General features: G+C 69.4%; 23 protein-coding genes and 1 tRNA gene. 10 read left to right on the forward strand and 14 right to left on the reverse strand.

What is annotated here, in order from left to right; genetic code table 11:
* Positions 1–190: 190 nt before the first annotated feature.
* From ACFYT4_RS17470 to ACFYT4_RS17485, 4 genes are all read right to left on the reverse strand, one after another.
* On the reverse strand, positions 191–1072 hold the full coding sequence (locus ACFYT4_RS17470) for a fumarylacetoacetate hydrolase family protein (protein WP_389269293.1): 882 nt from the start codon (positions 1070–1072) through the stop codon (positions 191–193).
* A gap of 207 nt (positions 1073–1279) precedes the next feature.
* Positions 1280–2026 carry a YidC/Oxa1 family membrane protein insertase gene (locus ACFYT4_RS17475; RefSeq protein WP_389269295.1) on the reverse strand — a complete coding sequence of 249 codons (747 nt, stop codon included), beginning with the start codon at positions 2024–2026 and terminating at the stop codon, positions 1280–1282.
* Between the two features lie 86 nt (positions 2027–2112).
* On the reverse strand, positions 2113–2406 hold the full coding sequence (locus ACFYT4_RS17480; protein WP_389269556.1) for a DUF6412 domain-containing protein: 294 nt from the start codon (positions 2404–2406) through the stop codon (positions 2113–2115).
* 127 nt (positions 2407–2533) lie between these two features.
* Positions 2534–3370, reverse strand: a complete 837-nt coding sequence (locus ACFYT4_RS17485; protein ID WP_389269297.1) for a class E sortase — start codon at positions 3368–3370, stop codon at positions 2534–2536.
* A gap of 105 nt (positions 3371–3475) precedes the next feature.
* On the opposite strand from ACFYT4_RS17485, the gene ACFYT4_RS17490 reads away from it, so the two are divergent.
* On the forward strand, positions 3476–4489 hold the full coding sequence (locus ACFYT4_RS17490; RefSeq protein WP_389269299.1) for an SEC-C metal-binding domain-containing protein: 1014 nt from the start codon (positions 3476–3478) through the stop codon (positions 4487–4489).
* Positions 4490–4549: 60 nt separating this feature from the next.
* A complete protein-coding gene (locus ACFYT4_RS17495; RefSeq protein ID WP_389269301.1) occupies positions 4550–7699 on the forward strand; it encodes a DUF3427 domain-containing protein in 3150 nt (1049 codons plus the stop codon).
* Between the two features lie 354 nt (positions 7700–8053).
* Here the strand turns inward: ACFYT4_RS17495 and ACFYT4_RS17500 are convergent, their stop codons facing one another.
* On the reverse strand, positions 8054–8701 hold the full coding sequence (locus ACFYT4_RS17500; protein ID WP_389269303.1) for an ATP-binding protein: 648 nt from the start codon (positions 8699–8701) through the stop codon (positions 8054–8056).
* Positions 8702–8906: 205 nt separating this feature from the next.
* Here ACFYT4_RS17500 and ACFYT4_RS17505 point away from each other — a divergent pair, with 205 nt between their 5' ends.
* From ACFYT4_RS17505 to ACFYT4_RS17515, 3 genes are all read left to right on the forward strand, one after another.
* On the forward strand, positions 8907–9752 hold the full coding sequence (locus ACFYT4_RS17505; protein WP_389269305.1) for a helix-turn-helix domain-containing protein: 846 nt from the start codon (positions 8907–8909) through the stop codon (positions 9750–9752).
* Positions 9752–9946, forward strand: a complete 195-nt coding sequence (locus ACFYT4_RS17510) for a DUF397 domain-containing protein (RefSeq protein ID WP_389269307.1) — start codon at positions 9752–9754, stop codon at positions 9944–9946. The genes ACFYT4_RS17505 and ACFYT4_RS17510 overlap by 1 nt, the downstream gene beginning before the upstream one ends.
* Positions 9947–10574: 628 nt before the next feature.
* The gene (locus ACFYT4_RS17515; RefSeq protein WP_389269309.1) at positions 10575–11117 is read left to right on the forward strand and encodes an excalibur calcium-binding domain-containing protein; all 543 of its coding nucleotides are present in this window, start codon (positions 10575–10577) and stop codon (positions 11115–11117) included.
* A 197-nt stretch (positions 11118–11314) separates the two neighbouring features.
* Here ACFYT4_RS17515 and ACFYT4_RS17520 read toward each other — a convergent pair whose 3' ends face one another.
* Complete coding sequence (locus tag ACFYT4_RS17520) at positions 11315–11830, reverse strand: hypothetical protein (protein WP_389269311.1); 516 nt, start codon at positions 11828–11830, stop codon at positions 11315–11317.
* Positions 11831–12039: 209 nt separating this feature from the next.
* On the opposite strand from ACFYT4_RS17520, the gene ACFYT4_RS17525 reads away from it, so the two are divergent.
* Positions 12040–13005, forward strand: a complete 966-nt coding sequence (locus ACFYT4_RS17525) for a CHRD domain-containing protein (protein ID WP_389269315.1) — start codon at positions 12040–12042, stop codon at positions 13003–13005.
* 432 nt (positions 13006–13437) lie between these two features.
* Here the strand turns inward: ACFYT4_RS17525 and ACFYT4_RS17530 are convergent, their stop codons facing one another.
* The 5 genes from ACFYT4_RS17530 to ACFYT4_RS17550 form a co-directional block, all read right to left on the reverse strand.
* Entirely contained in the window at positions 13438–14775 is a 1338-nt protein-coding gene (locus ACFYT4_RS17530) for a DUF445 domain-containing protein (protein WP_389269317.1), read from the reverse strand.
* A 197-nt stretch (positions 14776–14972) separates the two neighbouring features.
* A complete protein-coding gene (locus tag ACFYT4_RS17535; protein ID WP_389269319.1) occupies positions 14973–15662 on the reverse strand; it encodes a DUF1707 domain-containing protein in 690 nt (229 codons plus the stop codon).
* 47 nt (positions 15663–15709) lie between these two features.
* Positions 15710–16669, reverse strand: coding sequence for an ATP-binding cassette domain-containing protein (locus ACFYT4_RS17540; RefSeq protein ID WP_389269321.1), 960 nt, complete (start codon positions 16667–16669; stop codon positions 15710–15712).
* A 3-nt stretch (positions 16670–16672) separates the two neighbouring features.
* A complete protein-coding gene (locus tag ACFYT4_RS17545; RefSeq protein WP_389269558.1) occupies positions 16673–17437 on the reverse strand; it encodes an ABC transporter permease in 765 nt (254 codons plus the stop codon).
* Positions 17438–17480: 43 nt separating this feature from the next.
* Positions 17481–18281 (reverse strand): ABC transporter permease, encoded by an 801-nt coding sequence (locus tag ACFYT4_RS17550; protein ID WP_389269323.1) that lies wholly within the window; start codon positions 18279–18281, stop codon positions 17481–17483.
* Between the two features lie 165 nt (positions 18282–18446).
* Between ACFYT4_RS17550 and ACFYT4_RS17555 the strand changes: the two genes are divergently transcribed.
* Positions 18447–20819 (forward strand): transglycosylase domain-containing protein, encoded by a 2373-nt coding sequence (locus ACFYT4_RS17555; RefSeq protein WP_389269325.1) that lies wholly within the window; start codon positions 18447–18449, stop codon positions 20817–20819.
* A 39-nt stretch (positions 20820–20858) separates the two neighbouring features.
* Here the strand turns inward: ACFYT4_RS17555 and ACFYT4_RS17560 are convergent, their stop codons facing one another.
* Both ACFYT4_RS17560 and ACFYT4_RS17565 read right to left on the reverse strand, forming a co-directional pair.
* Positions 20859–21215: a GroES family chaperonin gene (locus ACFYT4_RS17560; RefSeq protein ID WP_389269327.1), complete on the reverse strand. Its 357-nt coding sequence runs from the start codon at positions 21213–21215 to the stop codon at positions 20859–20861.
* Positions 21216–21414: 199 nt separating this feature from the next.
* Positions 21415–21735: a DUF3618 domain-containing protein gene (locus tag ACFYT4_RS17565; RefSeq protein ID WP_389269329.1), complete on the reverse strand. Its 321-nt coding sequence runs from the start codon at positions 21733–21735 to the stop codon at positions 21415–21417.
* 127 nt (positions 21736–21862) lie between these two features.
* Between ACFYT4_RS17565 and bcp the strand changes: the two genes are divergently transcribed.
* The 3 genes from bcp (at position 21863) to ACFYT4_RS17580 (ending at position 23653) form a co-directional block, all read left to right on the forward strand.
* Complete coding sequence (gene bcp / locus ACFYT4_RS17570; RefSeq protein ID WP_389269331.1) at positions 21863–22330, forward strand: thioredoxin-dependent thiol peroxidase; 468 nt, start codon at positions 21863–21865, stop codon at positions 22328–22330.
* Positions 22331–22491: 161 nt separating this feature from the next.
* The gene (locus ACFYT4_RS17575) at positions 22492–23517 is read left to right on the forward strand and encodes an HNH endonuclease (RefSeq protein ID WP_389269333.1); all 1026 of its coding nucleotides are present in this window, start codon (positions 22492–22494) and stop codon (positions 23515–23517) included.
* A 53-nt stretch (positions 23518–23570) separates the two neighbouring features.
* Positions 23571–23653 (forward strand) — tRNA-Leu (locus tag ACFYT4_RS17580).
* A gap of 68 nt (positions 23654–23721) precedes the next feature.
* Here the strand turns inward: ACFYT4_RS17580 and rdgB are convergent.
* Positions 23722–24324 carry an RdgB/HAM1 family non-canonical purine NTP pyrophosphatase gene (gene rdgB, locus ACFYT4_RS17585; RefSeq protein WP_389269335.1) on the reverse strand — a complete coding sequence of 201 codons (603 nt, stop codon included), beginning with the start codon at positions 24322–24324 and terminating at the stop codon, positions 23722–23724.
* Positions 24325–24330: the final 6 nt, after the last annotated feature.

Here is a 24330-nt window from a genome sequence, read left to right on the forward strand (position 1 = left end):
CGAGGGCGACCCTCCGCCTTGCGATTGCACGCACCGGACGCCGCAGGCCCCGCCCTCCGGGCGGACGGCGCTACTTTCGATACACGCCCTAGGTGTTCCGGCCAGGGTGACGGCGCGCCGAGCGCCGGGCGCCGGGCGCCGTCAGACCGCGCCCGGGGACCGGGCCGAGGCGCCCACCCCACCTCACCGGCTACCCCGCAGCGGGCGGCGCCTTCGCGTCCTCAAGGACCTGGCGCTGTCTGCCCAGCCCCTCCACCTCCAGCTCCACCACGTCCCCCGCCCGCAGAAACTCCCTGGGCTCCGGCCGCCCCAGGGCCACCCCCGCCGGTGTCCCCGTGTTGATCACGTCACCCGGATACAGGGTCATGAACCGGCTGACGTACCTCACCAGCTCCCGTACGGGGAAGATCTGCCCGGCGGTCGTCCCGTCCTGCTTCAGCTCGCCGTTGACCCACAGTCTCAGGCTCAGCGCCTGGGGATCCGGCACCTCGTCCGTCGTCACCAGCCAGGGCCCGAGAGGGTTGAAGGTCTCGCAGTTCTTGCCCTTGTCCCAGGTGCCGCCGCGCTCCAGCTGGAACTCCCGCTCGGAGACGTCGTGCCCGATCGTGTACCCGGCGACGTACGACAGCGGGTCCTCGGCGTCGGACAGAAAGCGGGCGGTGCGCCCGATGACGACGGCCAGCTCGACCTCCCAGTCGGTCTTGGTGCTGCCGCGCGGCACGAGGACGGTGTCGTACGGCCCGACGACGGTGTCTGCCGCCTTGAGGAAGACGACGGGCTCGGGCGGCGGCTCGGCGCCCACCTCGGCCGCGTGGTCGTGGTAGTTCAGCCCGATGCACACGACCTTGCCGATACGGGCGACCGGCGGCCCCACCCGTATCCCCTCCGCGTCCAGCGCGGGCAGCACCCCGGCACCCGCGGCGGCCCGTATCCGGTCGAGCGCGAACGCGTCGGCGAGGAGGTCCCCGTCGATGTCCGCGACCAGGCCCGTCAGGTCCCGCAGGGTCGTCCCGTCCTGGTCGAGCAGCGCCGGACGCTCCGCGCCCGCCACCCCGACACGCAGCAGCTTCATCTCCCTCTCCCTTCCGTCTCCCCTGCCTCAGCCTGATGCAGTACGCGCCCGTGCGGTGGCGGGTGGCGATCACCGGCCAGAATTCGGTTGATCCTCCAAGAGGGCGGATCGCCCCACAAGGCCCTGTTCATCACCCGGACCGGCTCGGCCTTCCGCCCGCGAAAGGGCCTGCGGCCGGACCCCCGCCACAGACCCGCGAAAGGCCCGCTACAGGGGAGCGGCCAGCGCACCGGCCGCCGGCATGTCGCGGTAGAGGCGGGCACGCTCGATCGCGGACCAGGTCGTACTGGTGACGATGTAGAGCGCGGCTGCCAGCGGCACCACGGCGACCGTGATCAGGGTGGCGAACGACATCAGCGGCAGCACCTTGGTCATCGCGGCCATCGTGCCCATGCCCGGGACGCCGGGGTCCGGCGCCGGAGCGGCCGACATCTGCCTCCTCGTACGCCGGTAGTTGAAGGCCGCGACCACGGTGACGAGCACGAACAGCCCGAGGTAGACGACACCCGCGCCACCGAGGACCCCGCCGTTCGCGAGCGCGTCGGCCCAGCGGTCGCCGAGCGGCGCGGCGAAGAGGGTATGGGTGAGCAGCCCGTTGGGCTCGCCTCCGATGCTGCTGTTGGAGAACAGGTGGTACAGCAGGAAGAACGCGGGCAGCTGGAGCAGGCTCGGCAGACATCCGGACATCGGCGACGCCTTCTCCTGCGCGTACAGCTCGACGAGCGCCTGCTTCATCCGCTCCGGGTTCTTCGCGTGCTTCTTGCGCAGCTCGGCCACGCGGGGCGCCAGCCGGGCGTTGGCCTTCTGCCCGCGGGCGGCGGCGCGGGACAGCGGGTGGACCGCGAGGCGTACGAGCGCGGTGAAAACGATGATCGCGGCGGCGGTGGCCGACGCCTGGAACAGGGGATGGAGCAGGTCGGCGAGCTGCTCGACCAGTTGCGCGAAGACGGACATGGGGAGCCCTCCGTGGGTCTCGTCGTGCCGGGAAACGGAGACATGACGGCCCGCGGAGGGGACAAGGGTGTCGGGAAGGTGTGCCCCTACGCGGCCGTCGGAAGGGCCCGGCCGGGCGCTCGGGGCCGGGTGCGGCCCCGGGCGTCGGGGTCGCACTGCGGCAGGAAGGCGGTCCGTTGCTCACGGTCGCGGAGGGCCGTGCGTACGCGGGTACGCGGTACGACGGGCGCGCAGCGTGCGCTGATGACCGAGCACACGACCAGCGCGGAGCCCGCGGCGGCCGTGGCGGTCGCCGCGAGAGCGAGGGCGGCCAGCGGGCCGCCCTCGAGGACCAGGAACGCGGAGAGGAGGGCGAAGACCAGGGCGAGGGCTTGCGGCATGTGTGCCGCGCGGCGACGCTCCATGCGCTCCCCTCTGTCCTCTCTGCCCTGAGCCCGGCCGGGTCCGCCGGGCTATCGTGTCGGCCCCTCGGTGTGGCTGCTGCGCCCGGGGCCGTGAGGCACCAGCCTACCGGGGCGCCATGGACTTCAGCTTTCCCCAGACGATCAGCCGGTACTTGGAGCTGTACTCGGGTGTACAGGTGGTGAGGGTGAGGTAGTAGCCCGGTTCGCCGTACCCGGCGGAGGGAGTGACGAGGCTGCGCGGCACGGGTCTGATCACTCCCGTATCACGCGGGGAAGTCCGGGCCAGTGCCTTGTCCACCTCATAGACGTAGATCGCGTCCCGGGTCTCGACGCGTATGTCGTCACCGGCCCTCAGGCGGTTGATGTACCGGAAGGGCTCGCCGTGGGTGTTGCGGTGCCCGGCGAGGGCGACGTTCCCGGCCCGGCCGGGCTGGGCGGTTCCCGGGTAGTGGCCGACGTATCCCTTGTCGAGCACGCCCCTCTTGCCGATGCCCTCGGCGACGGGCGCGACGACACCGAGGCGGGGGATGCGGAGGATGGCGTACGCCTGGTCCCAGCGGGGCGGGCGCGGGGCGCGGCGTGCGGTGTTCCCGCTCCCCGGGGCGCCGCGGGCCCGCTGTTCCGGCCCGGCCTCCCCCCGGCCGCCGTCGCCCTGACCGTCGCCGCGCTCCGACCCCGGCTCCGGGCCGGCGGGGATCTCCCTGAGGGGTGACTCGCCCTCCGGGGCCGGCTCACTCCACTCGCGTTCCAGGGCCCGCACCTGTTCCCCGGCGCCCTCGCGGGCCTCGCGGTTGGTCCACCAGAGCTGGTGCACCACCAGGAGGAGCACGGCGATCCCGAGTGTGACGGTGATCTCCGCGGAGGCCCACAGCCCACGGGCCAGCCGCGCCCGCCGCCGCGGCCCCCGCCCCTGAACCACCACCGGTATCCGCTCCCGCACGGGCGCACGATAGGTCCTCGCCCCTGAACCCACCAGAGCCGTGCGGCCACTGACGGGACCGGACGCCATCCCTGCCGGCCCCCGTACGGCAGTACGGTGTCACCCATGCGCCCCGACACGCCTGCTGACCACATCGCCGAAGCCGAGCGCCTGCTGCGTACCGCGACGCAGTACCCCGAGGACGACGAACCCCTGCTCCTCCAAGCCGCGGCCCACCTCGAACTGGCCGGCGACCGCGAACGCGCCTCCTCCCTCTACGACCGCCTCCTCGCCTCCGGCGCCGACAACCCCCTCCTGGTGAAGGCCCTCCAGGCGGCGAACCTGTGGGAGTACGGCCACGAGGCCGAGGCCCGCGCTCTGATCACGGGCATCCGTACGGCGGCCCCCACGGACCCGGCACCCTGGGAGATCATCGCCGAGACGCTGGAGTCCCACGACGAACTCGAAGCGTCCCACGACTGCTTCACCACCGCGATCACCCTGCTCCTCACCCCCGGTGACGACGACGTCCCCTACGACACACAGTCCCTCCTCACGGGCCGCCACCGCGTCCGCCGCATGCTGGGCCGCCCCCACGACGAGTGGGACGCCCTCGCGGACAAGGTCCACACGGCGCACGCCACCATCTCCCTGGACGAGCTCCACGACCCGAACCGCCTGTGGTCGCTCGGCTCCGACAACCCCGCCGAACTCCGCGCGGAGATCGCCCGCCTCCGCTCCGAGCTGGGCTCCTACCGCTCCGCCCTCTCCCGCCCCTTCCCGGTGGCGGTGCTCCACTGGCCCGAGCCCGAACTGACCGAGCTCCTCACCGCGTACCCCGGCCTCACCTCCGAGTACCCGAGCCACGCGGCCCACCTCACGGACATCGAGACCTCCCTCCGCGACCTCGCCTCCACGGGCACCGCGAACCTCGGCATCGTGACCTCGACGGTTCCCTCCTACGAGGCCTTCGCCGCCTCCGAACAGTCCTCCCCCGCCAACGCCGACCTCCTCCCCCAGTACGCCACCACCCTCGCGGCCCGCGGCCGCGCCCTCCCCTGGCCCCCGGCCAAAACCGCCCCGTGCTGGTGCGGGTCGGGGACGGCGTACAGGGACTGTCACGGAGTGAGCCGTACCTGACCCTTCTGTCAGCGGCGCCTGGTATCACTGGGCGGTAGCCAACGGGGGGAAGGTGCCGCGATGACGGGGTTCGTCGATGGTCAACAGCCGGTTGCCGGGTTGTATGAACAGCTGATCACCTTGCGCCTGGAGAATCAGCTCAGGGAACTCAGCGCAGATGGCGGCTGGCGCGCCATCGACGGCGAGGTGGGGGCGGAGTCGTCCCCCCATGTCATTGCCAGACATGTGGCTCAGACGATGAAACACGTGCTGGAAAGGCTGCCTGCGGCTGAGCGGGTGCACGCGGCCAACCACATCCTTGAATCGATGAACACCATCGAGGGCGCGCAGGAGTGGGTGGATCTGGTCGCCGAAGGGCCTCGCCAGCTCCTGGCCATCGCAGAGCAGGAAGCCAAGGGCGTCTACTCCATCCGGCCCGTGACACCTCTGTCCGAGACCGCACTGATCACCAATGCCCCCGATGACCCCAGCCTTGGTTTCGAGCTGCGTGCCGAGCTCGTCACCGCGGACCGGGTGGATCTGTTGTGTGCGTTCGTCAAATGGCATGGGCTTCGGGTCATCGAGCAGTCGTTGGAGGCGGCGCGTGACCGAGGCGTCCCCATCCGTGTCATCACGACCACCTATATCGGCGCTACTGAGCGGCGAGCGCTGGACAAGCTCGTCGAGAAGTTCAACGCCGAGGTGAAGGTCAACTACGAGCTCCGCTCAACGCGCCTCCACGCCAAGGCATGGCTCTTCCGACGCAACAGCGGCTATGACACCGCATACGTCGGAAGCTCCAACCTCTCGAAAGCCGCGCTGCTGGACGGACTGGAGTGGAATGTCCGCCTGTCCTCGATCGCCACCCCTGATGTACTGCGCAAGTTTGAAGCGACCTTCGATTCCTATTGGAACGATTCCGCCTTCGAGTTGTACGACCCCGATCGCGACGCCACCCGCCTCGATGAGGCCCTTCACCTCGCTGGCCGCGGCACCGGTGGCGCATCTGCGTCCGATGGCCACCGGATCTCCCTATCCGGCCTTGAAGTACGCCCGTACCCTCACCAGCGGGACATGCTGGAGAGACTTGAGGTTGAGCGTACGGTTCACGATCGGCATCGCAATCTCCTGGTCGCGGCAACGGGCACGGGCAAGACCGTGATGGCAGCATTGGACTACAAGCGCCTACGGCAGCAGCACGGCCGGGATCTACGATTGTTGTTCGTTGCTCACCGCCAGGAGATCCTGCGACAGTCCCTACGGACCTATCAAGATGTGCTCGTCGACGCTAATTTCGGAGAGGAACTGCATAGTGGAATCCTCCCCGCGGAGTGGACCCATGTCTTTTCCAGCGTTCAGTCCTTGAATCCTCGGACACTGGAGTCACTCTCGCCCGATCACTTCGACGTTATCGTCATCGACGAGTTCCACCACGGAGTCTCGCCCACGTATCGAAGGATCCTTGATCATTTTGCCCCCGTTGAGCTGCTTGGCCTGACGGCCACACCGGAACGGATGGATGGGCGAAACGTTCAGGATGAGTTCTTCGGTGGCCGTATCGCAGCGGAGTTGCGACTATGGGAGGCACTGGAGAATGATCTCCTCAGTCCCTTTCATTACTTCGGGGTGACGGACAACACCGATATGGGTGCCATCGCCTGGAAGCGTGGCGCCTATGACATCTCGGAGCTCAGCAACCTCTTCACCGGGAACGACGCCCGAGCCCGTCTCGTTGTGCAGGCCATCATGGACAAGGTGGCCGACCCTCACTCCATGCGTGCGCTGGGATTCTGCGTTTCAGTCCCGCACGCTCACTTCATGGCGGACTTCTTCTGCCGTGCCGGGTTCAAGGCCGTCGCACTGTCGGGTGAGACACCCCGAGAACTGCGGAAGGCGGCACTTGCCGACCTTAAATCCGGCGCACTCCACGTCATCTTCTCGGTGGATCTCTTCAATGAGGGGCTAGACATCCCGGATGTTGACACCCTGCTGCTACTGCGACCAACGTCCAGCGCCACCGTCTTTCTTCAGCAACTGGGGCGCGGGCTCCGCAGAAGCGAAGGCAAGGCGGTGCTCACGGTCCTCGACTTCATCGGCCAGCACCGCAAAGAGTTTCGCTTTGAGGAGCAGTTCCGGGCGCTCACCAATCTGACCCGTAACCGGCTACTCAGCAGCGTCGAGCACGACTTCCCGCAACTGCCTTCGGGCTGCCAGATCATCCTTGAGTCCAAGGCCAAGGAATTGATCATCGAGAATATCCGCAGTCAGCTGAGCGTCAATGTGATCCAGCTCGCCCGAGAGGTCGGTCAATACGGTGAGCGGCGACTCTCGGCTTATCTCCGGGAGAGCGGGCGCGAGCTCAAGGAGATTTACCGGGGCAACGGAAACTCCTGGACAGGGCTACTGCGTCGGGCACACCTACTAGCTGATCCCGCTCCGGAAGGCGAAGCAGCGCTCCTGAAGCGGGTTCCCGCGTTCCTCCATGTCGATGATCCAGCGCGTGTGGCGGCGTACACCAAGCTCCTGGAGGACAACAGCCCTGCATACGACGAACTCGACGAGCGGGAGCAAGCGTATGCGCGAATGTTCCTCTTCTCGCTCTGGCCACTCGGCGGTTTCAGCACCTATCAGAACGCCCTGGAATCACTCCAGCCGCACCGGTCCTTCCGCACGGAACTCCGCCAGGTGCTGGCCCACGTCCTCGATCACACGGAGCACCTGCCCATCCCCCTCTTGGGCGACCTGTCCGGCCTCCCCCTCACCGTGCACGCTTCTTACAGTCGCGAGGAGATCCTCCCTGCCCTAGGTCAGTCGTTCATCGGTGGCCTGATGCCAGGTCACTTCCGTGAGGGCGTGAGGTGGTGCGAGAGCACCCGGACGGATGCGCTGATGATCACCTTGGAGAAGGATGAGAAGGACTTCTCCCCTCAGACCCGCTATCGGGATTACGCCCTGAGCGACTCGCTCTTCCACTGGGAGTCTCAGAACCAAACCTCGGAGGCATCCCGCACAGGGGTCCGGTACCAGCATCACCAGAAGGAGGGCACCCACATCCTTCTGTTCGTCCGTCGCTACAAGAAGACGGACATCGGAGGGCCTCAACCGTGGATGCTCCTCGGGCCCGCCGACTACGTAGAGCACAAAGGCAGCAAACCCATGGGAATCACCTGGAAGCTACGGCACGACATCCCGGCCGACGTCTGGACCTACTCGACGATCGCGGCGGGATAGCACTTCAGTCACCCCACCCGGTTCCACTCGGAGCCGTGGGGGACCCTTGCCATCCGTCATCGGCCTGCCAGATCGACGCGATGCCCCGTGCGGTGACCGGAAATGTTCACCGACCTGCGACGCCCGGCCACGGCACTTCTCCCCCGTAGCCCTGCCGGCACGAGTGGTGCCCCCTGCGTTGTCGAACCGCGCGAGTACGGCGCGTACGAGCCGCAGACCTCCGCCTCGCGCCGCACCGGACACCGCAGGCTCACCGACAAACCTCTCCGGTCACCGCACTAGATCCTCCGGGTAGCGCGAGTAGGCACCGATATCTCCGCTAATCAGGCCGGCGCGAGCGCGGAGCAAACGTCTCTAGCGCAGCTCGTTCTCGCAGTGCATGTGCGCACGATCCATGGCGGCCTCCGCATCGCGCCCGTGAGCGCGAAGCCACTGCAGTACATCAGCCAACACGTCGATGGCCGACTCTTCGACGACGGCGGGGTCCAAGCCTCGCTCTTGCGCCGCCTCGGGCCGACGAATGGCGCCATAGAGGATTAAGAGAGCCTCAGCCCTAGCGATCCCCGGCTTGCTGACGTGGCCACGCGGAGAGGTGAGGCTCGTTTCCAGCTCGCACCACGTGACCTTGGAGTCATCCCGCAAGATGACACCCCAGCATGCTGCCATCCCCTCCACCAGGGCCAAGCCACGCCCGGACTCATCCTCAGCCCGGGCCGAGAGCACCGTAGGCAAGACCCGAGGGTCAGGGTCCTGCACCTCAATGCGGAGCCGAGTGTTGTTCATGGCGAGCCTGAGCGTAGTGGGCGTCTCGTCACCGATATGCCGGATCACATTGCCCACCAGTTCGCTGACGCAGAGTTGAGCAGCATCGATCAAGCCAGGAAGGCCCCAGTGGTTCAAGTGAAGTCGCGTGATACGACGAAGCGCGACCAACTCTCTCGCCTCAGCGAGAAATGGCAGTTCGAACGCCTTCCTTGACACCTCACACCGGCATACGTCCATGCCCGTTCCCTCCAGGATCCCGATGAAGTCACTACCTTGCGTGCCTCCGCTGCGCCACAGCGTGACACTGGAACTCTCAAAATGGAACTCTCAAGATGCCGTCTCTGTAAGTACGAGCAGCCGTACGCGCCCCCGGCGCACGCCGCCTTGTCTCCACAAGGGTTGCGGGGCACGCTCGTGGAGATCACATCGGAAGGCCTTGACCATGGCAGTTGGACCGACCACCCGCAGGCGCCAGTTGGGCGCCGATCTGCGTCGACTTCGGGAGGACAAGGGGCTCACCCTCGATGAGGCAGGGGCACAGGTCGGCATCTCGAAGGCGACTCTCAGTCGGTACGAAACCAAGGAGGGCACGGTCAAGTGGCCTGTGGTGGATGCCCTTTGCCGCACCTACGGGGCCACTGATCAAGAGCGGCACACCCTCGTTGAGCTTGCCAAGGGGGCCAAGATCCAAGGGTGGTGGCGTTCACTGGCCGACCCCATCCCCGAGTCCATGAACCTCATGCTCACCCTGGAAGACGAGGTCGTACGCGAGGATCATTACGCCTGCATGTACGTCCCAGGGCTTCTACAGACACGCGCCTACGCCGAGGCTGTACACCGGGCCTCTGAAATGCGGTGCAACGAGGCCGAGATCGCACATATGGTTGACATCCGGATGAAGCGGCAGGAACTACTGGCACGGAAGGACCCGCCCCACATCTGGGCCGTGGTCGACGAGGCAGTCATCCGACGCGTGGTGGGCGGCCGCCGCATCATGCGTAAGCAGCTGGAACACCTGGTCGCGCTGACTATCCAGCCTCACATCACCGTTCAGGTGCTGCCCTTCGCTAGTGGAGCGCACGCCGCCGCTGTAGGCAGCTTTGTCATCCTGGGTGGGCCCGCCGTTGAACTGGATGTGGTGTACGTGGACATCATCGGTGGTGGTCTCTTCATGGAGAAGCGTGAAGAGCTTGAGCGCTATAAGTTGGCCTTCGACTACTTGCGCGCCCAGGCGTTGGACATCCCTTCGTCGGCTGCGCTCCTCGATCGAGCCTGCCAGGAGCTGTGATGGATCGCCACGACGTTCGGTGGATCAAGTCCTCCTACAGCGGAGGGAGTGGCACCGAATGCGTCGAGACCGCCCGGCTGGGCACAAGGGCCGCCGTACGGGACAGCAAGGATCCGCTTGGAGCGCGGATTACGTTCTCCAGTCCAGTGTGGGCCGACTTCGTCGCTGCTCTCCAAGGCAACCACCTGGCGTGACCCGCGTTCGCAACACCTCGTCCCCTTGACACCTTCGTTCGGCACGAGACGCGTCCTGGGTGGCGAAGCATAGGCAGACGAGGCAGCGGATCGCGCTTGCCGCGCGGGTGCTGGCACTCGCCTAGCCGTGGGCAGCGCAGCTGCCGTTCCCCATCGTGCCCAAGCTCTGAACCACATGCCGCGCCCCCGGACCGCTTGGACCGCGCCGAGTGGCCCGGCGCCCTGGCGGTGCCGAGGGCGCGGTCGCTTCTCCTGCGGAACCGCACCAGCTGAGCCGCAGGATCAGCCGGCCCCACACCGCGCCGCATGATGCGGCGCGGTGTGGGGCGCTGCCAGCCGGGCACACAGCTCCACACTTTCATCACAACTAGGCATCGAGTGGTCAAGGTCCCCCCGCCGTCGGCGTCCGGAACGCCATGCTCGGCACCCTCAGTTCGGATCTGTCAGCCTTGGGGGGCACATGTCTCGGATACGTACGCGTGGGCGCATCGCGGTCGCAGCAGTCGGGGTCGTCGCGGTGGGGATCACCGGGTGTGGAAGTGGGGCAGGAGGGGAGGGCAAGGCGGCTCGCGAGACCCAGAGCGCGGCGACCGCGCCGGCGCCCACGCCCACGGCTACTCCCGTGGATGTGCTCGCGCTTGTCGATGACAAGGAGAGCGCCAAGGCAGGGACGGCGCTCGTGGTGAAGGTGCTCGGCAATGACTCCGTTACGAGGGCGGGTGGGGCGAGCCGGCCGCTGCAGCTTGCCTACGGCGGTGCCGCGGTGAGCGTGGCCGTGGAGAGTGCGCCCGCGCATGGGAGTGCGAAGGTCGACGGGAGCAGCGTGGTGTACACCGCCGCGCCCGGGTACGCGGGCGAGGACGAGTTCACGTACCGGGTGGATGTGAAGGGGACGGGGACGCTCACCGGGACTGCTGTCGTGCGGATCACCGTGGCCGCGCCGGTGCCCACGTCTACGCCCACACCGAAGGCGAAGAAGCCCCGGAAGCCGGCGCCGGCGAAGAGCGACGCGTCCGGTGGGAGCTCGACCGGGGGTGGAGGCGGGGGCGGGAGCACCTACTACAAGAACTGCACCGCCGTACGGGCCGCGGGGGCCGACCCCATCCGGAGCGGGGATCCGGGGTACGGGCGGCACCTGGACCGGGACGGGGACGGCGTCGCGTGTGAGTGAGTGAGCCCGGCCGCACTCCCGGGAGCGGGTCGCCACTGAGAAATTCGGCCACCCGGAAAAGCGGCCGCGACGGGCGGGGGTGGTTCCGGCCGTCGCGGTCGCGGTGCGGGAAAATGAGATGCGGATGAGAAAGATGAAAGAACCGGGAATTCAGTGAATCCATCCGGGATTTGTCACGGGTCGGTGACGGCCGCGTATCAGGTCGCCTTCCGGATGAGTTTTCCGTCCGCGGCGATCACGAACCACTCGCTGTCCAGGCCCTGTCCGTTGACGTCCCCGGGGGTCGCGTCGCCGACGTAGTAGTAGAGCGGCCAGTCCCCGTACGTGGTCTGTTCCGCGCCCTCGCCGAGCGTGGTCTCCTTGACGAGGGAGGCGTCGGCGCCGGGGCCGGCGGAGATGTTCTCGGCCGAGGTGAGGGCCGGCCAGACGGCGATGCAGTCGGCGTCGCAGGTGGTGGTTCCGGGCTTGTCCTTGGTGAATCCGTAGAGCGTACGGCCGGTTTCGTCGACGAGGATCCGGCCGAGCGACGAGTCGGCGATCTTGATGGAGGAGATGGCCGCGGGCTTCGGGGACGCGGTGGCGCCCTTGCCTGAGCCCTGGGTTCCGGTGGCGTCCCCGGAGCCGTCGGAGCCGCTGCCGCAGGCGGTCAGCGTGAGGAGTGCGAGCGTGGCCGCGGAGACGGCGGAGAGCATGACTGATCGGTTGCCGCGCATGATGATCCCCCGGTATGAGGTGGTCGATGGGTCTGCCAGGTTGTACGGAGGCAACTGACCCGCGGTTCAATCGAATAAAAGAAATTTCCCGTTGAACAAGCCGAGTGCGGGCCGCGTACTCCTCGGCGACCGACCAAGACCAGTCGGCTTTCCAGGGGAGGATCAGAACAATGCGGAAGCGATTCATTTCTGTGGCGGCAAGTGCAATTGTGCTCGGTGTTGCCGGTGTTGCTCCGGCCGTCGCACACGGGGACGGGCACAGCGGACACAGCGGCAGCGGACAGAGCGGGAACGGCCACAGCGAGCACAGCGGGAACGGTGCCGCCGTCCAGGGCTCCGGTGTCACCGAGGCGGCCTCGTTCGGCACGGCGTCCACCGGGCGCGCGGTCAGCTTCATCGCGCAGCTCTCCGGCGCCAACGAGGTGCCCGTCGCGGGCGGCCCCGCCGTGAACGACCCCGACGGCAGGGCCGTCGCCCTGGTGAAGGTGAAGGGCGACCGGGTCACCTTCGCCCTCCAGTGGCAGGGCTTCGTGCCCAGCCTCGGGCACATCCACCAGGGGCGCGCCGGACAGAACGGTGCCGTGAAGGTGGGGCTGTTCGGGACCGCGATGCCCGACTCCGTGCACTCCGCCGCCGGTCAGGTGGCTCTCTCCGACGCCGGGCTGGCCCAGGAGATCCGTACGAACCCGGCCGGGTTCTATGTGAACCTGCACAGCGCCGAGTTTCCGGGCGGTGCCGTACGCGGGCAGCTCAAGCCGCTGAAGAAGAACGTCAACCCGCTGAGCATCATCAAGGGCGGCAAGCTGCGGGCACTCTCCAACGGCGAGCAGGAGGTCCCGAAGAACGAGACCTCCCGGGTCGGCGACCCCGACGGGCGCGCCGTGACCTTCCTCAGCCCCAAGGGCACCAGCGTCGACTACTCGCTGGCGTGGATCAACATCAAGAGCCCCAGCCTGGGGCACATCCACAAGGGCAGGTTCGGGCAGAACGGCGATGTCGTCTTCAACTTCTTCAACCGGCCCGTTCCGGACGGCGTCTTCGCCGTCGCCGGCAAGCTGAACGGCCAGAACGCCGATGCCGTGCAGCGCGTGCGCGCCAACCCGCGCAGCTACTACTCCAACATCCACACTCCGGAGTTCCCCGACGGAGCCGTCCGCGGCCAGCTCTTCGGCTGACCGGGCCGCCGGACAGCCGGCAGCGACGGACCGGCGAGCCCCGCGGGCAGCCGGGCCCCACCGGCAGGCGGGAGCCACGGGCGGACGGGGCAGCGGAACGGGAGACCGGCGGATACGGGAGGTGGGGCGGGAAGCCCTACGGGGTACGTGCGGCGGATGACCGGCGACGCTGAACGCGACCGGGGCGCCGTACGTACTCCATCACACCTCCCCCAGTGACCGGGCGCGTGACCGCGGACAGCAAGCGGTCACGCGCCCGGCGCGTTCTCCTGGGGTCCGGCCGTCTCCGGTCGGCGCGTTCACCCGCCAGGCCCGGCCCTGCTCCCCGGCGCCCGCCGCACTCCCCGCGCCGCAGCAACCGCCCCCGCCGGCACGCGGTCAGCCCCACTCCCGGCACCCCGCGCCGCAACCGCCCCCGCCACCGGCCCGCGGTCAGCCGCCGAGCGCGTGCGCCACCGTGTAGATGAGGAGGCCGGCCAGCGCGCCGACCACCGTGCCGTTGATCCGGATGAACTGCAGATCCCGGCCGATGTGGGCCTCGATCTTGCGCGAGGTGTGCTCCGCGTCCCAGCTCGCCACCGTCTCCGAGATCAGCGAGGTGATCTCGGCACGATAGGTGGTGACCACGTACACCGCCGCGTCCTCGACCCATCCGTCCAGCTTGGACTGGAGCCGCTCGTCGGTGGCCAGCCGCGCGCCGAGCGAGAGCAGGGAGGCCCGGGCCCGCAGCCTCAGCTCGCTGCGGTCGTCCTCCGCGGCGGAGATGATCATCGCGCGTACGGAGGACCAGGCCGACGCGATCACGTCCTGCACCTCCGTACGGGAGAGCAGATCCGATTTCAGCCGCTCCACCCGGGCACGGGTCTCCGTGTCCGACTGGAGATCCGACGCGAAGTCCGACAGGAAGCGGTCGATCGCGCCCCGCGCCGGATGGTCCGGCATGTCCCGCATCTCGGTCACGAAGCGCAGCAGCTCGCGGTAGACCCGCTCGCCGACCTTGCGGTCCACGAACCTCGGGGTCCAGCCGGGCGCGCCGCCCTCCACCGCGTCCATGACCGAGTCCGAGTGCAGCACCAGCCAGTCGTGGCCGCGGGCGCAGATCAGGTCGACGGCACGGCGGTGGGCTCCGTCGGCGACGACCTTCTCCAGGGTCTTGCCGATGCCCGGCGCGACCTCCGCGGCGTTCGCGCGCCGGGTGATGGCCTCGCCGACGACCGCCTGGACGTCCGAGTCCCGCAGGACGGTGAGCGCGCCGCGCAGCGCCGTGGACAGCTCGGAGGTCACCCGGTCCGCATGGGCGGGCTCGGCGAGCCAGGCGCCGAGACGGCCGCCGATCCCGAGGGCGCGCAGCCGGCCGCGTACGACGTCCTCCGACAGGAAGTTCTCCCCGACGAAGGAGCCGAGCGAGGCCCCGAGCTGGTCCTTCTTGTTCGGGATGATCGCCGTGTGGGGGATCGGGATGCCGAGGGGATGGCGGAAGAGCGCGGTGACCGCGAACCAGTCGGCGAGCGCGCCGACCATGCCCGCCTCCGCCGCGGCGGCGACATAGCCCGCCCAGGGGCCCGCGCCCGAGTTCTTCGCCCAGGTGGCGAGGACGAAGACGAGCGCGACGAAGAGGAGCAGTCCGGTGGCGGTCAGTTTCATACGGCGTACGCCACGCTGCTTCTCGGCGTCGGCCTCGGTGTACGCGAAGGAGGGCAGCCCGGACCGCGGGGCACGGCCCTCCCCGGGCACGGCCCCCTCCAGCTCTTCCCGATCTGTACGATTCATCCCGCTCCACCCGTCGACGCACACCGCGTACGCATTGTCCCTACCTCAGGGACTCCCGGCGAGCACCCTGAGTTCCCGTGGAGCGCAGGAGAGCACACGGGATCACCTGAGGGACGGGAGAGACCGGCGAGAACAGACAGCCCGGAGCGGCTGAAAACAACCGACAAGCACGCGCACCCCACCCCGGCCCGGCCGCCTCAGCCCAGCTTCTTGCGGCCCTGCCCTTCGTCGCCCCGCTCCAGCCGCGCCTGCTCGCGTTCCGCCTTCAGGCGGGCCTTCTCCGCCTTCGTACGCTTGCGCCGTGCCCCCACACCGCCCATCAGCGCAAAGCCGGTGACCCGCACCACCGGCGCGGACGGATCGGGCTCCACATCCACATCGGTGCCCTCCTCACCGAAGCCGCCCATCAGACCGAAGCCGTTGACCTGCAGATTCACCTCGGGAGGCACGACCACATCGATCCCGCCCATGATGGTGAAGCAGCGGATCACGATCTCGCGGTCCTCGAACCGGGCCTCGCGCAGATCGAGTTCCCCGCCCGCCATCATCGCGAAGGCCGTGAACTGCCGGGGCGCGGTCCACCGGCCCTTGCGCTCGAAAGCGCCCCAGAACGCGAACGCCATCCTGGAGGTGGCGGGCCCGCCGATCCGATCGGCCCAGCGGACCCGGCCGGTGGCCGGCACCGGGGACGCCGGCGCGGCTCCCGGCGCCGGGAGATCGCTGATGAGAGGGGTCAGCTCACCATGGGTACGGGCCTTGTAGGCGGCGTCCAGGCGTTCGTCGAACTCCTCCATCGTGAGCCGCCCCTCCGCCACCGCGTCCCGCAGGGCCTCGGCGATCCGCTCGCGCTCGGTGTCCGACGCCCGCATCTCAGGAAGTTCGCTCATACAGGAAGAATAGTCAGCGCCCCGGCGCTCCCCAGGGGTTGCATGGCTCACCTGCCGGGCCCCTGCGCGTACATCTTCGCGATCACGGCCTCGATGTCCGGCTCCCGTACCGACAGATCCACCACCGGGTACTTGTCCGCGAGCGCCGCCACCAGCGGGGCCGCCGACTGGTCCGCCGGGAAGGCCAGCCACTGCCGGGGGCCCTCCACCCTCACCGTACGGGCCAGATCCAGCACCACCGGCGGCAGCTCACGCTCCAGATCCACCACCAGGGTGCGTTCGCTCTCCCCCACCTGGTGCAGACCGGTCAGCGGGCCGTCGTACATCAGACGGCCGTGGTCGATCACCATCACCCGGCGGCAGAGCTGCTCGATGTCGGTCAGGTCGTGGGTGGTGAGCAGCACCGTCGTGCCCTGCCCGGCGTTGAGTTCCCGCAGGAATTCCCGGACCTTCGCCTTGGAGACCACATCGAGCCCGATCGTCGGCTCGTCGAGGTACAGCACCTCGGGGTCGTGGAGCAGCGCCGCCGCGATGTCGCCGCGCATCCGCTGGCCGAGGGAGAGCTGCCGTACGGGCACCTCCAGCAGTTCACCGAGGTCGAGGAGTTCGACACAGCGGTCCAGATTCTCCCGGAACCGCCGGTCCGGGATGCGGTACATCCGGTGGACCAGGCGGTACGAGTCCCTCAGCGGCAGATCCCACCACAGGGTCGTGCGCTGGCCGAACACCACCCCGATCCGCCGCGCCAGCCGCGTGCGCTCGCGGGACGGGTCGATGCCCGCGACCCGCAGCCGGCCACCGCTCGGGGTGAGGATTCCGGTGAGCATCTTGATGGTGGTGGACTTGCCCGCGCCGTTCGGGCCGATGTAGCCGACCATCTCGCCGTGCGGCACCCGGAAGCTGATGCCGTCCACCGCGCGCACCCGGTGCTTCTCGCGGCGCAGCAGCCCCGCCCTGCGCCGTACGTCGAAGACCTTCTCCACGTTCTCCAGCTCGATGTGGTCCATGGATCAGCTCCCTGTGCTCCGGTACGAACGAAGGCCGACGCGCCAGGCCAGCGCGGCCGACCAGCAGCACCCGGCGGCGACGAGGGGCGGCAGGAACGCCAGCCACTGCGGCACATCGAGCGGATAGGGCCGGTCCAGCACATACAGCGCGGGCAGCCAGTTGACGAAGGCCAGCGGCACGACGAAGGTCACCCCGCGCACCAGATCCCGGGCGAAGACCGTCGGCGGATACTGGAGCAGCGTGCTGCCGCCGTAGGTGAACGAGCTCTGCACCTCGGCCGCGTCCTGTGCCCAGAACTGGAACGCGGCCCCGGCGACGAACACCGCCCCGAAGATCGCCGCGCCGCTCAGCAGCATCATCGGCACCATGAGGACCTTCAGGGGCGTCCAGTCGACGTCCACCGCCGTCAGTCCGTAGCCGAGGACGATCAGGCCCTGGGTGATCCGGCCCAGCCGGCGCAGCGCGAAACGGTCGGCGGCGAGCTGGGCGAGCACGGGAGCGGGGCGTACGAGAAGGGTGTCGAGGGTGCCGTCGCGCACCCGGCGCCCGATGCGGTCCACCGAACCCAGCAGCAGGTCGGAGAGGCCGAAGGCGGTTCCGGCCGCCCCGTACAGAAAGGCGATCTCGCCGAGCGAGTAGCCGCCGAGGGCGTCGACGTGCGAGAACATCAGCAGGATGGCGACGAAGTCGAAGGCGGTCGCCGCGAAGTTCCCGAACGCCGTCATCGCGAAGGACGCCCGGTAGGTCATGGTGGAGCGCATCCACATCACGGCGATGAGTCCGTAGGCGCGCAGGCCGGCCGTCAGCGTCTCAGCCACCCTGGACCACCACCCGGCGCGTGGCGAGCGACTGCAGCGCCCGCCCGGCCGCGAGCAGCACGGCGGCCCAGCCGGCCTGGAAGGCGTACGCCCCGGCCAGTCCCCGGCCGGTGTGCTTGCCGAGCAGGACATCGGCGGGGATCTGGAGCAGGGCCGACCAGGGCAGGGCGCGTGCCACCTCGCCCAGGGCCCCGGGGAAGACGGTGAGCGGCAGCAGCATCCCGGAGAAGAACAGCCCCGCCAGCATGGCGATCTGGGCGGCTCCGGCGCCGTCCAGCAGCCAGAACGCGGAGACCGCCACCAGAAAGCGGATGGCGAAGCTCACCATCACGCCGAGGAACACCGCCACCAGGAAGGCGAGCCAGGTCACGGGGGAGCTGGGCAGGGCGAGATCGAAGGCGAGTGCGCCGAGCCCCAGGGGGACGACGCCGCGGCCGAGGAGATGGAAGGCGGCCCGGCCCAGGTCGCCCGCGAGCCACCAGAGCTGGAGGTCCGCGGGACGGTAGAGGTCGACGGCGACGTCTCCGGTACGGATGCGCTCGACCAGCTCGTCCTCGAAGCCGCCGCCCATCATGGCGCAGGCCATCAGCAGCGCCTGCCCGAGCCAGACATAGGTGAGCGCCTGCGAGACGTCGTAGCCGCCGAGGTGGGGGCGCTCGTCCCACAGGGCGACGTAGGTGTACGCCAGGATGAAACCGAAGACCGTGTTGGTGAAGACCCCGGCCGCCGTCGCCATCCGGTAGGTCGCGTAGCGCCGGAACGAGCCGGCGGCCACGACACCGTACAGCCGCACGTTCCCCTCCCCCCACCACGCGAAAACCAGAGGCCCCGGAAAGACGAAAGACCCGAGACCCGAAGGTGCCAAAGCGCGCGAGCCTAGTACGCACGGGCGGACCTCCGCGAGGCATTTTTGAGTGAGATCCAGGGGATATCTCGCCGAAAAGTGCACTATGTGCGTATGAGCCAGGAGCCACCGCACGGCTGGAACCCCCGGGACGAGACCGCCGCCGGTCCGGCGTACGCGCTCGGCGGCCCGTCCGGCCGTCCCGAGCGCCCGCCCGGGAGGCCGCGCCGCCCGCGCAGGCTCCTGCCGACCTGGCGCATGGTCCTCGGCGCGGTCCTGGGCGTCGCGCTGCTGCTGATCGGCGGATTCGTGGCCGGATACACCCTCGTCCACATCCCGCCCGCGAACGCCACGGCCACCGCCCAGTCCAATGTCTATCTGTACGCGGACGGCACCCTGATCGCCCGCGAGGGCGAGGTCAACCGCGAGAACGTGCAGCTCGCGCAGGTCCCGCTGACGGTGCAGCACGCCGTACTGGCCGCGGAGGACCGGAACTTCTACGCGGAGCGGGCGGTCGACCCCAAGGCCATGGTCCGCGCGGCCTGGAACACGCTCACCGGCAAGGGCAAGCAGTCCGGCTCCACGATCACCCAGCAGTACGTCAAGAACTACTACCTCGGCCAGGAGCAGACGCTCTCCCGGAAGTGGAAGGAGTTCTTCATCGCGATCAAGCTCAGCCGCGAGCAGAGCAAGAGCGAGATCCTCCAGGGCTATCTCAACACCAGCTACTTCGGGCGCAACGCCTACGGCATCCAGGCGGCGGCCCAGGCGTACTACGGCAAGGACATCAGCGGCATCGACACCGCCGAGGGCGCGTATCTCGCCTCGCTCCTGAACGCGCCGAGCGCGTACGACGTCACCACCCACCCCGAGAACAAACCCGCCGCACTCGGGCGCTGGAAGTACACCCTCGACGGCATGGTCGAGCAGGGCTGGCTCAGCCCTGCCGAGCGGGCGGCGATGACCTTCCCCGAACCCGAACGCGCCAAGCCCGCGAACGGGCTCTCGGGACAGCGCGGCTATGTCGTCCAGGCCGTCGAGGAGTATCTGACCGGCAACGGCATCATCGACGAGAACACCCTGGCCGCCGGCGGCTACCGCATCACCACCACGCTCCAGCGCGCGAAGCAGGAGGCGTTCGCCCGGGCCGTGGACGACGAGGTGATGTCCCGGCTGGACCCGGCCCGCAAGGCCGACCGCAACGTACGCGTCGGCGGGGCGTCGATCGACCCGGCCACCGGGCAGGTCGTGGCGATGTACGGCGGAGTCGACTACACCAGGCAGTACGTCAACAACGCGACCCGCCGCGACTACCAGGTCGGCTCCACGTTCAAACCGTTCGTGTTCACCTCGGCCGTCCAGAACGGGTCCCGCACGCAGGACGGCCGCCGGATCACCCCCAACACCGTCTACGACGGCACGGACCGGCGCCCGGTCCAGGGCTGGAGCGGCAATCCGTACGCCCCCGAGAACGAGGACGGGCATTCCTACGGCCCGATCACCGTGCGCACCGCCACCGACAAGTCCGTGAACTCGGTGTACGCGCAGATGGCCGTGGACGTCGGCCCGGCCAAGGTCGAGCAGACCGCGATCGGCCTCGGCATCCCGGCGAACACCCCCGACCTGGGCCCCTCGCCCTCCATCGCGCTCGGGCCCGCCACGGCGAGCGTCCTGGACATGACGGAGGCGTACGCGACCCTCGCGAACCACGGGCGCCACGGCACGTACACCCTCGTCTCGAAGGTCACCAAGGACGGTGTGGACGTGCGGCTGCCGCGGACGGCGCCCGAACAGGTCGTCAGCCGCGAGGCCGCCGACACCACCACCTCGGTGCTCCAGAGCGTCGTCGAGGGCGGCACCGGCACGGCCGCCCAGTCCGCGGGCCGGCCGGCCGCGGGCAAGACCGGCACGGCGGAGGAGGACAAGGCGGCCTGGTTCGCCGGGTACACACCCGAACTGGCGACGGTCGTCGCGGTGATGGGCCAGGACCCGGACACCGGGGTGCAGAAACCGCTGTACGGGGCCCTGGGGCTGCCGCGGATCAACGGCGGCGGAGCGCCCGCGAGGATCTGGGGCCGGTTCACGGGCGAGGCGCTGGCGGGCGAGGAGATCGTGGAGTTCGATCTGCGGCTGGAGCCGGGCGCGGCCGAGGAGCAGTCCCCGCCGCCGTCCACCGCCACACCGGGACAGGAGACCCCGGGCGAGTCGTCGTCCTCCCCCGGGGTCTCCGGCACACCCGGCGCGAGCGGGGGTGCGAGCCCGCCGCCGCCCGGGGAGACCCAGATGCCGCCGTCCGGGCCGGGGCTCACGCCCGGTGGCGCGCCCCCGGGGGACCAGTCGGCCGACGACTCGGCTCCGGGATTCGCCGGCGGGGAACGGCCGGGCGGCCCGGGCTCCGACGGGGGCGGCAGCACCCCGGCGGTGGTGGGCGGGGGTACGGGCAGGGGCGCGGGCGGCCTTCCCGCCGCCCCCATACCGCGTCGGTGACCCCGCCACCGCGCGATGGGCGAGAACCGCGGCCGGGGGCTACAGGTACAGGCCCGTGGTGTCCTCGGAGCCCTGGAAGCGATCGGCGGCCACCGCGTGGAGGTCCCGCTCCCGCATCAGTACGTACGCCACCCCGCGCACCTCGACCTCGGCGCGGTCCTCGGGGTCGTACAGCACCCGGTCGCCGGGCTCGACGGTCCGCACGTTCTGGCCTACGGCCACCACCTCGGCCCAGGCGAGACGGCGGCCCACCGCCGCGGTGGCCGGGATCACGATGCCGCCGCTGGAACGCCGCTCACCCTCCGGGATGTCGGTCCTGACCAGCACACGGTCGTGCAGCATCCGGATGGGGAGCTTGTCGTGCTGGGTGCTGTGTTCATGGCTGTTGGCGCTCACGCGTCGAACCTACCTGCCCCGGAGGATTCCGTACGCCTCCGGGTCCGGCGGCTCCGGCCCCCTCGCGATCCCCCCGAGGCGAGGACGGGGCGCTCGGGGCTCCCGCCGCCCAGCCGGGCGGGGCCTGACCCGGCAGCTCCGGGCTCCTGCCACCCGGGGCCTGCGGTTCCGGGATTCTGCCGCCCGGGGTCGGCCCGGGTCAGTCCTTGCGGCGGCGCGCGGAGACGGCGAGCAGCCCGACGACGCCCACGACGACCGCGGCCACCGGAAGGAGCCGCTCCAGCCGGGGCGCGCCGTCCTCCTTGACGAACTTCAGACGGACGTCCGCGACCGTACGGTGTACGGCGTCCATCGCGCGGCCCGTCGTCTGGTCCACGGTCGCGGCGACCATGGCCTTGGCATCGCCGATGATCGTCTTCGGGTGCACGCGCACCCCGATCTCGTCGAGCGTCTCGGCAAGCTGGTCGCGCCTGCGGACGATGTCCGCCTCGATCTGCGCAGGGGTCCTCGCGTCCGACACCGCGCCGCCTCCGTGGTCGTATCCAGTGGTCCTTCCTCGACAGTCTGTCAGCTCGGCCGCCGCCGCACCCGGCGGCACCCCCATTACGCTCGACGGCGTACACCACGCACGCCTTCCGAGGAGACCCATGAGCGAGCGACTCCAGCCCGGCGACACCGCCCCCGACTTCACCCTGCCCGACGCCGACGGCAACGAGGTCTCCCTCGCGGCGCACAAGGGCCGGAAAGTCATCGTGTACTTCTACCCCGCGGCCCTGACCCCCGGCTGCACCAAGCAGGCCTGCGACTTCACGGGGAACCTGGAGCTGCTGGCCGACGCGGGATACGACGTGATCGGCGTCTCCCCCGACAAGCCCGAGAAGCTCGCGAAGTTCCGCGAGAAGGAGAACCTCAAGGTCACCCTGGTCGGCGACCCGGACAAGTCGGTCCTGACCGCGTACGGCGCCTTCGGCGAGAAGAAGCTGTACGGAAAGGTCGTGACCGGTGTCATCCGCTCCACGGTGGTCGTGGACGAGGAGGGCAAGGTCGAGCGGGCGCTGTACAACGTGAAGGCGACAGGCCACGTCGCGAAGATCATCAAGGACCTGGGGATCTGACCTCCCCCACCGCCGCGCGGCGGCCTGAATGGCCTGCGTCACCCTTCCCGGAATCCGCCGGAAAGTGATGCGGGCCATTCCGCATTTCGGACGTGACCGCCCGCATGCCGGTTCGTTGATCAGTTCGAGTCGCGGATCCGCGGCCGGGACGGAGAGACGACATGGGCGTGAGGGACACCGGGGAACAGCCGACCGGTCCGCACGGGCGGGAGAGACTGGCCGTCGCCGTCTCCGAAGCGAGGAACTGGGCCGATCTGATGCGACGCCTCGGGCTGAGGCAGAGCGGTGGCAGGCGTCGCGCGCTCCAGAAGGAGGTCGCCGAACACGGCCTCGACACCGGTCACTTCACCCACCGCAACCCCTGGCGAACCTATCCGGACGAGGCCATAGCGGAAGCGGCGGCCACCTCCACCACTCTCCGCGAGGTCGCGGAGAAGCTGGGCGCGAGTCCGGCGAGCGGCACGCTGTCGCACATCCGCCGCCGGATCGACGCCGCGGGTATCGACATCGCCCACTTTCCCGGTATGAACCGAAGACGGCTCGATCTGCCCTTCACCCGCGCGGAACTCTCGGAAGCCGCCGCCCGCGCGCACAGCGTCCGAGGGGTGGCCCGCGCTCTGGGCGTTCCGGACGACGGCCGTTCCCGTGGGGCGCTCGGGCGGATGCTCCGGGAGCACGGTATCGATACGGCGCACTTCCGCCACGCACGCCGGATCGTCCCGGAGCAGGCGCTGCGCGCGGCGGTGGCCACGGCCTCCAGTTTTGCCGAGGTGATGCGTGCCCTGGGCATGGAGGTGAACGACACCAACCACCGCCGTGTGCGCCGCAGGGTGATCGAGCTGGGCATCGACACCGGCCACTTCCGACGGCGCCCGTGGGGGACCGTGCGGGTACCCGCGCCGAGACCCGTTGCCGCCGATGTCCTGGTGGTCCTGCCCGAGGGCTCGCCCCGTACCAATCGGGCCCGGCTGCACCGGGCTCTTGAGGAGACCGGTGTCCCCTACCGCTGTGTGTCGTGCGGCAACCCGGGCGAGTGGCTCGGGCGGCCGATCACCCTTCAGATCGATCACGTCAGCGGGGACTGGCTGGACAACCGGGCCGTGAATCTCCGGTATCTGTGCCCCAATTGCCACGCACTCACCGCGACATGGTGCCGGAAGGGGAGAAAAAGGTCCCTCGCCTCATAGCCTCCGTCGCCGTACACTGAGGGCCGCCTGCCGAGTACCGTGGCAGGCTGTCCGCGGCCGTTGCTGAATGGTATAAGCGGAGGTTTTAGGTGCCTCTGGGCCAACGCCCATGTGGGTTCGAATCCCATCGGCCGCACAGCACCACAAGGGCGCCCCGTTCCCGGGGCGCCCTTCGGCGTATCCGTCGAGGTGTATGCCCCGGCCTCAGCCCACCAGCTCCCGGATCACCGGGATCAGGGCGCGGAAGGCCTTGCCGCGGTGGCTGATGGCGTTCTTTTCGGCGGGGGAAAGTTCGGCGCAGGTGCGGGTCTCGCCGTCGGGCTGGAGGATCGGGTCGTAGCCGAAGCCGTTGGTGCCGGCGGGGGTGTGGCGGAGGGTGCCGGTGAGGCGGCCTTCGACCACGCGTTCCGTGCCGTCGGGGAGGGCGAGGGCCGCGGCGCAGGCGAAGTACGCGCCCCGGTTGGGGGCTTCGATGTCGGAGAGCTGGGCCAGGAGCAGATCGAGGTTGGCGGTGTCGTCGCCGTGGGTGCCGGCCCAGCGTGCGGAGAAGATACCGGGGGCGCCGCCGAGGACGTCGACGCAGAGGCCGGAGTCGTCGGCGACGGCGGGCAGACCGGTGGCCCGGGCCAGGGCGTGCGCCTTGAGCAGGGCGTTCTCCGCGAAGGTGACGCCGGTTTCCTTGACGTCGGGGAGGTGGGGGTAGGCATCCGCGCCGACGAGGCCGTGCGGCAGTCCCGCGTCGGCGAGGATGGCCCTGAGTTCGGTGATCTTCCCGGCGTTGCGGGTGGCGAGGACGATACGGGTCATGCCCCG

Source organism: Streptomyces sp. NPDC004609, from assembly GCF_042873655.1.
Taxonomy (GTDB): domain Bacteria; phylum Actinomycetota; class Actinomycetes; order Streptomycetales; family Streptomycetaceae; genus Streptomyces.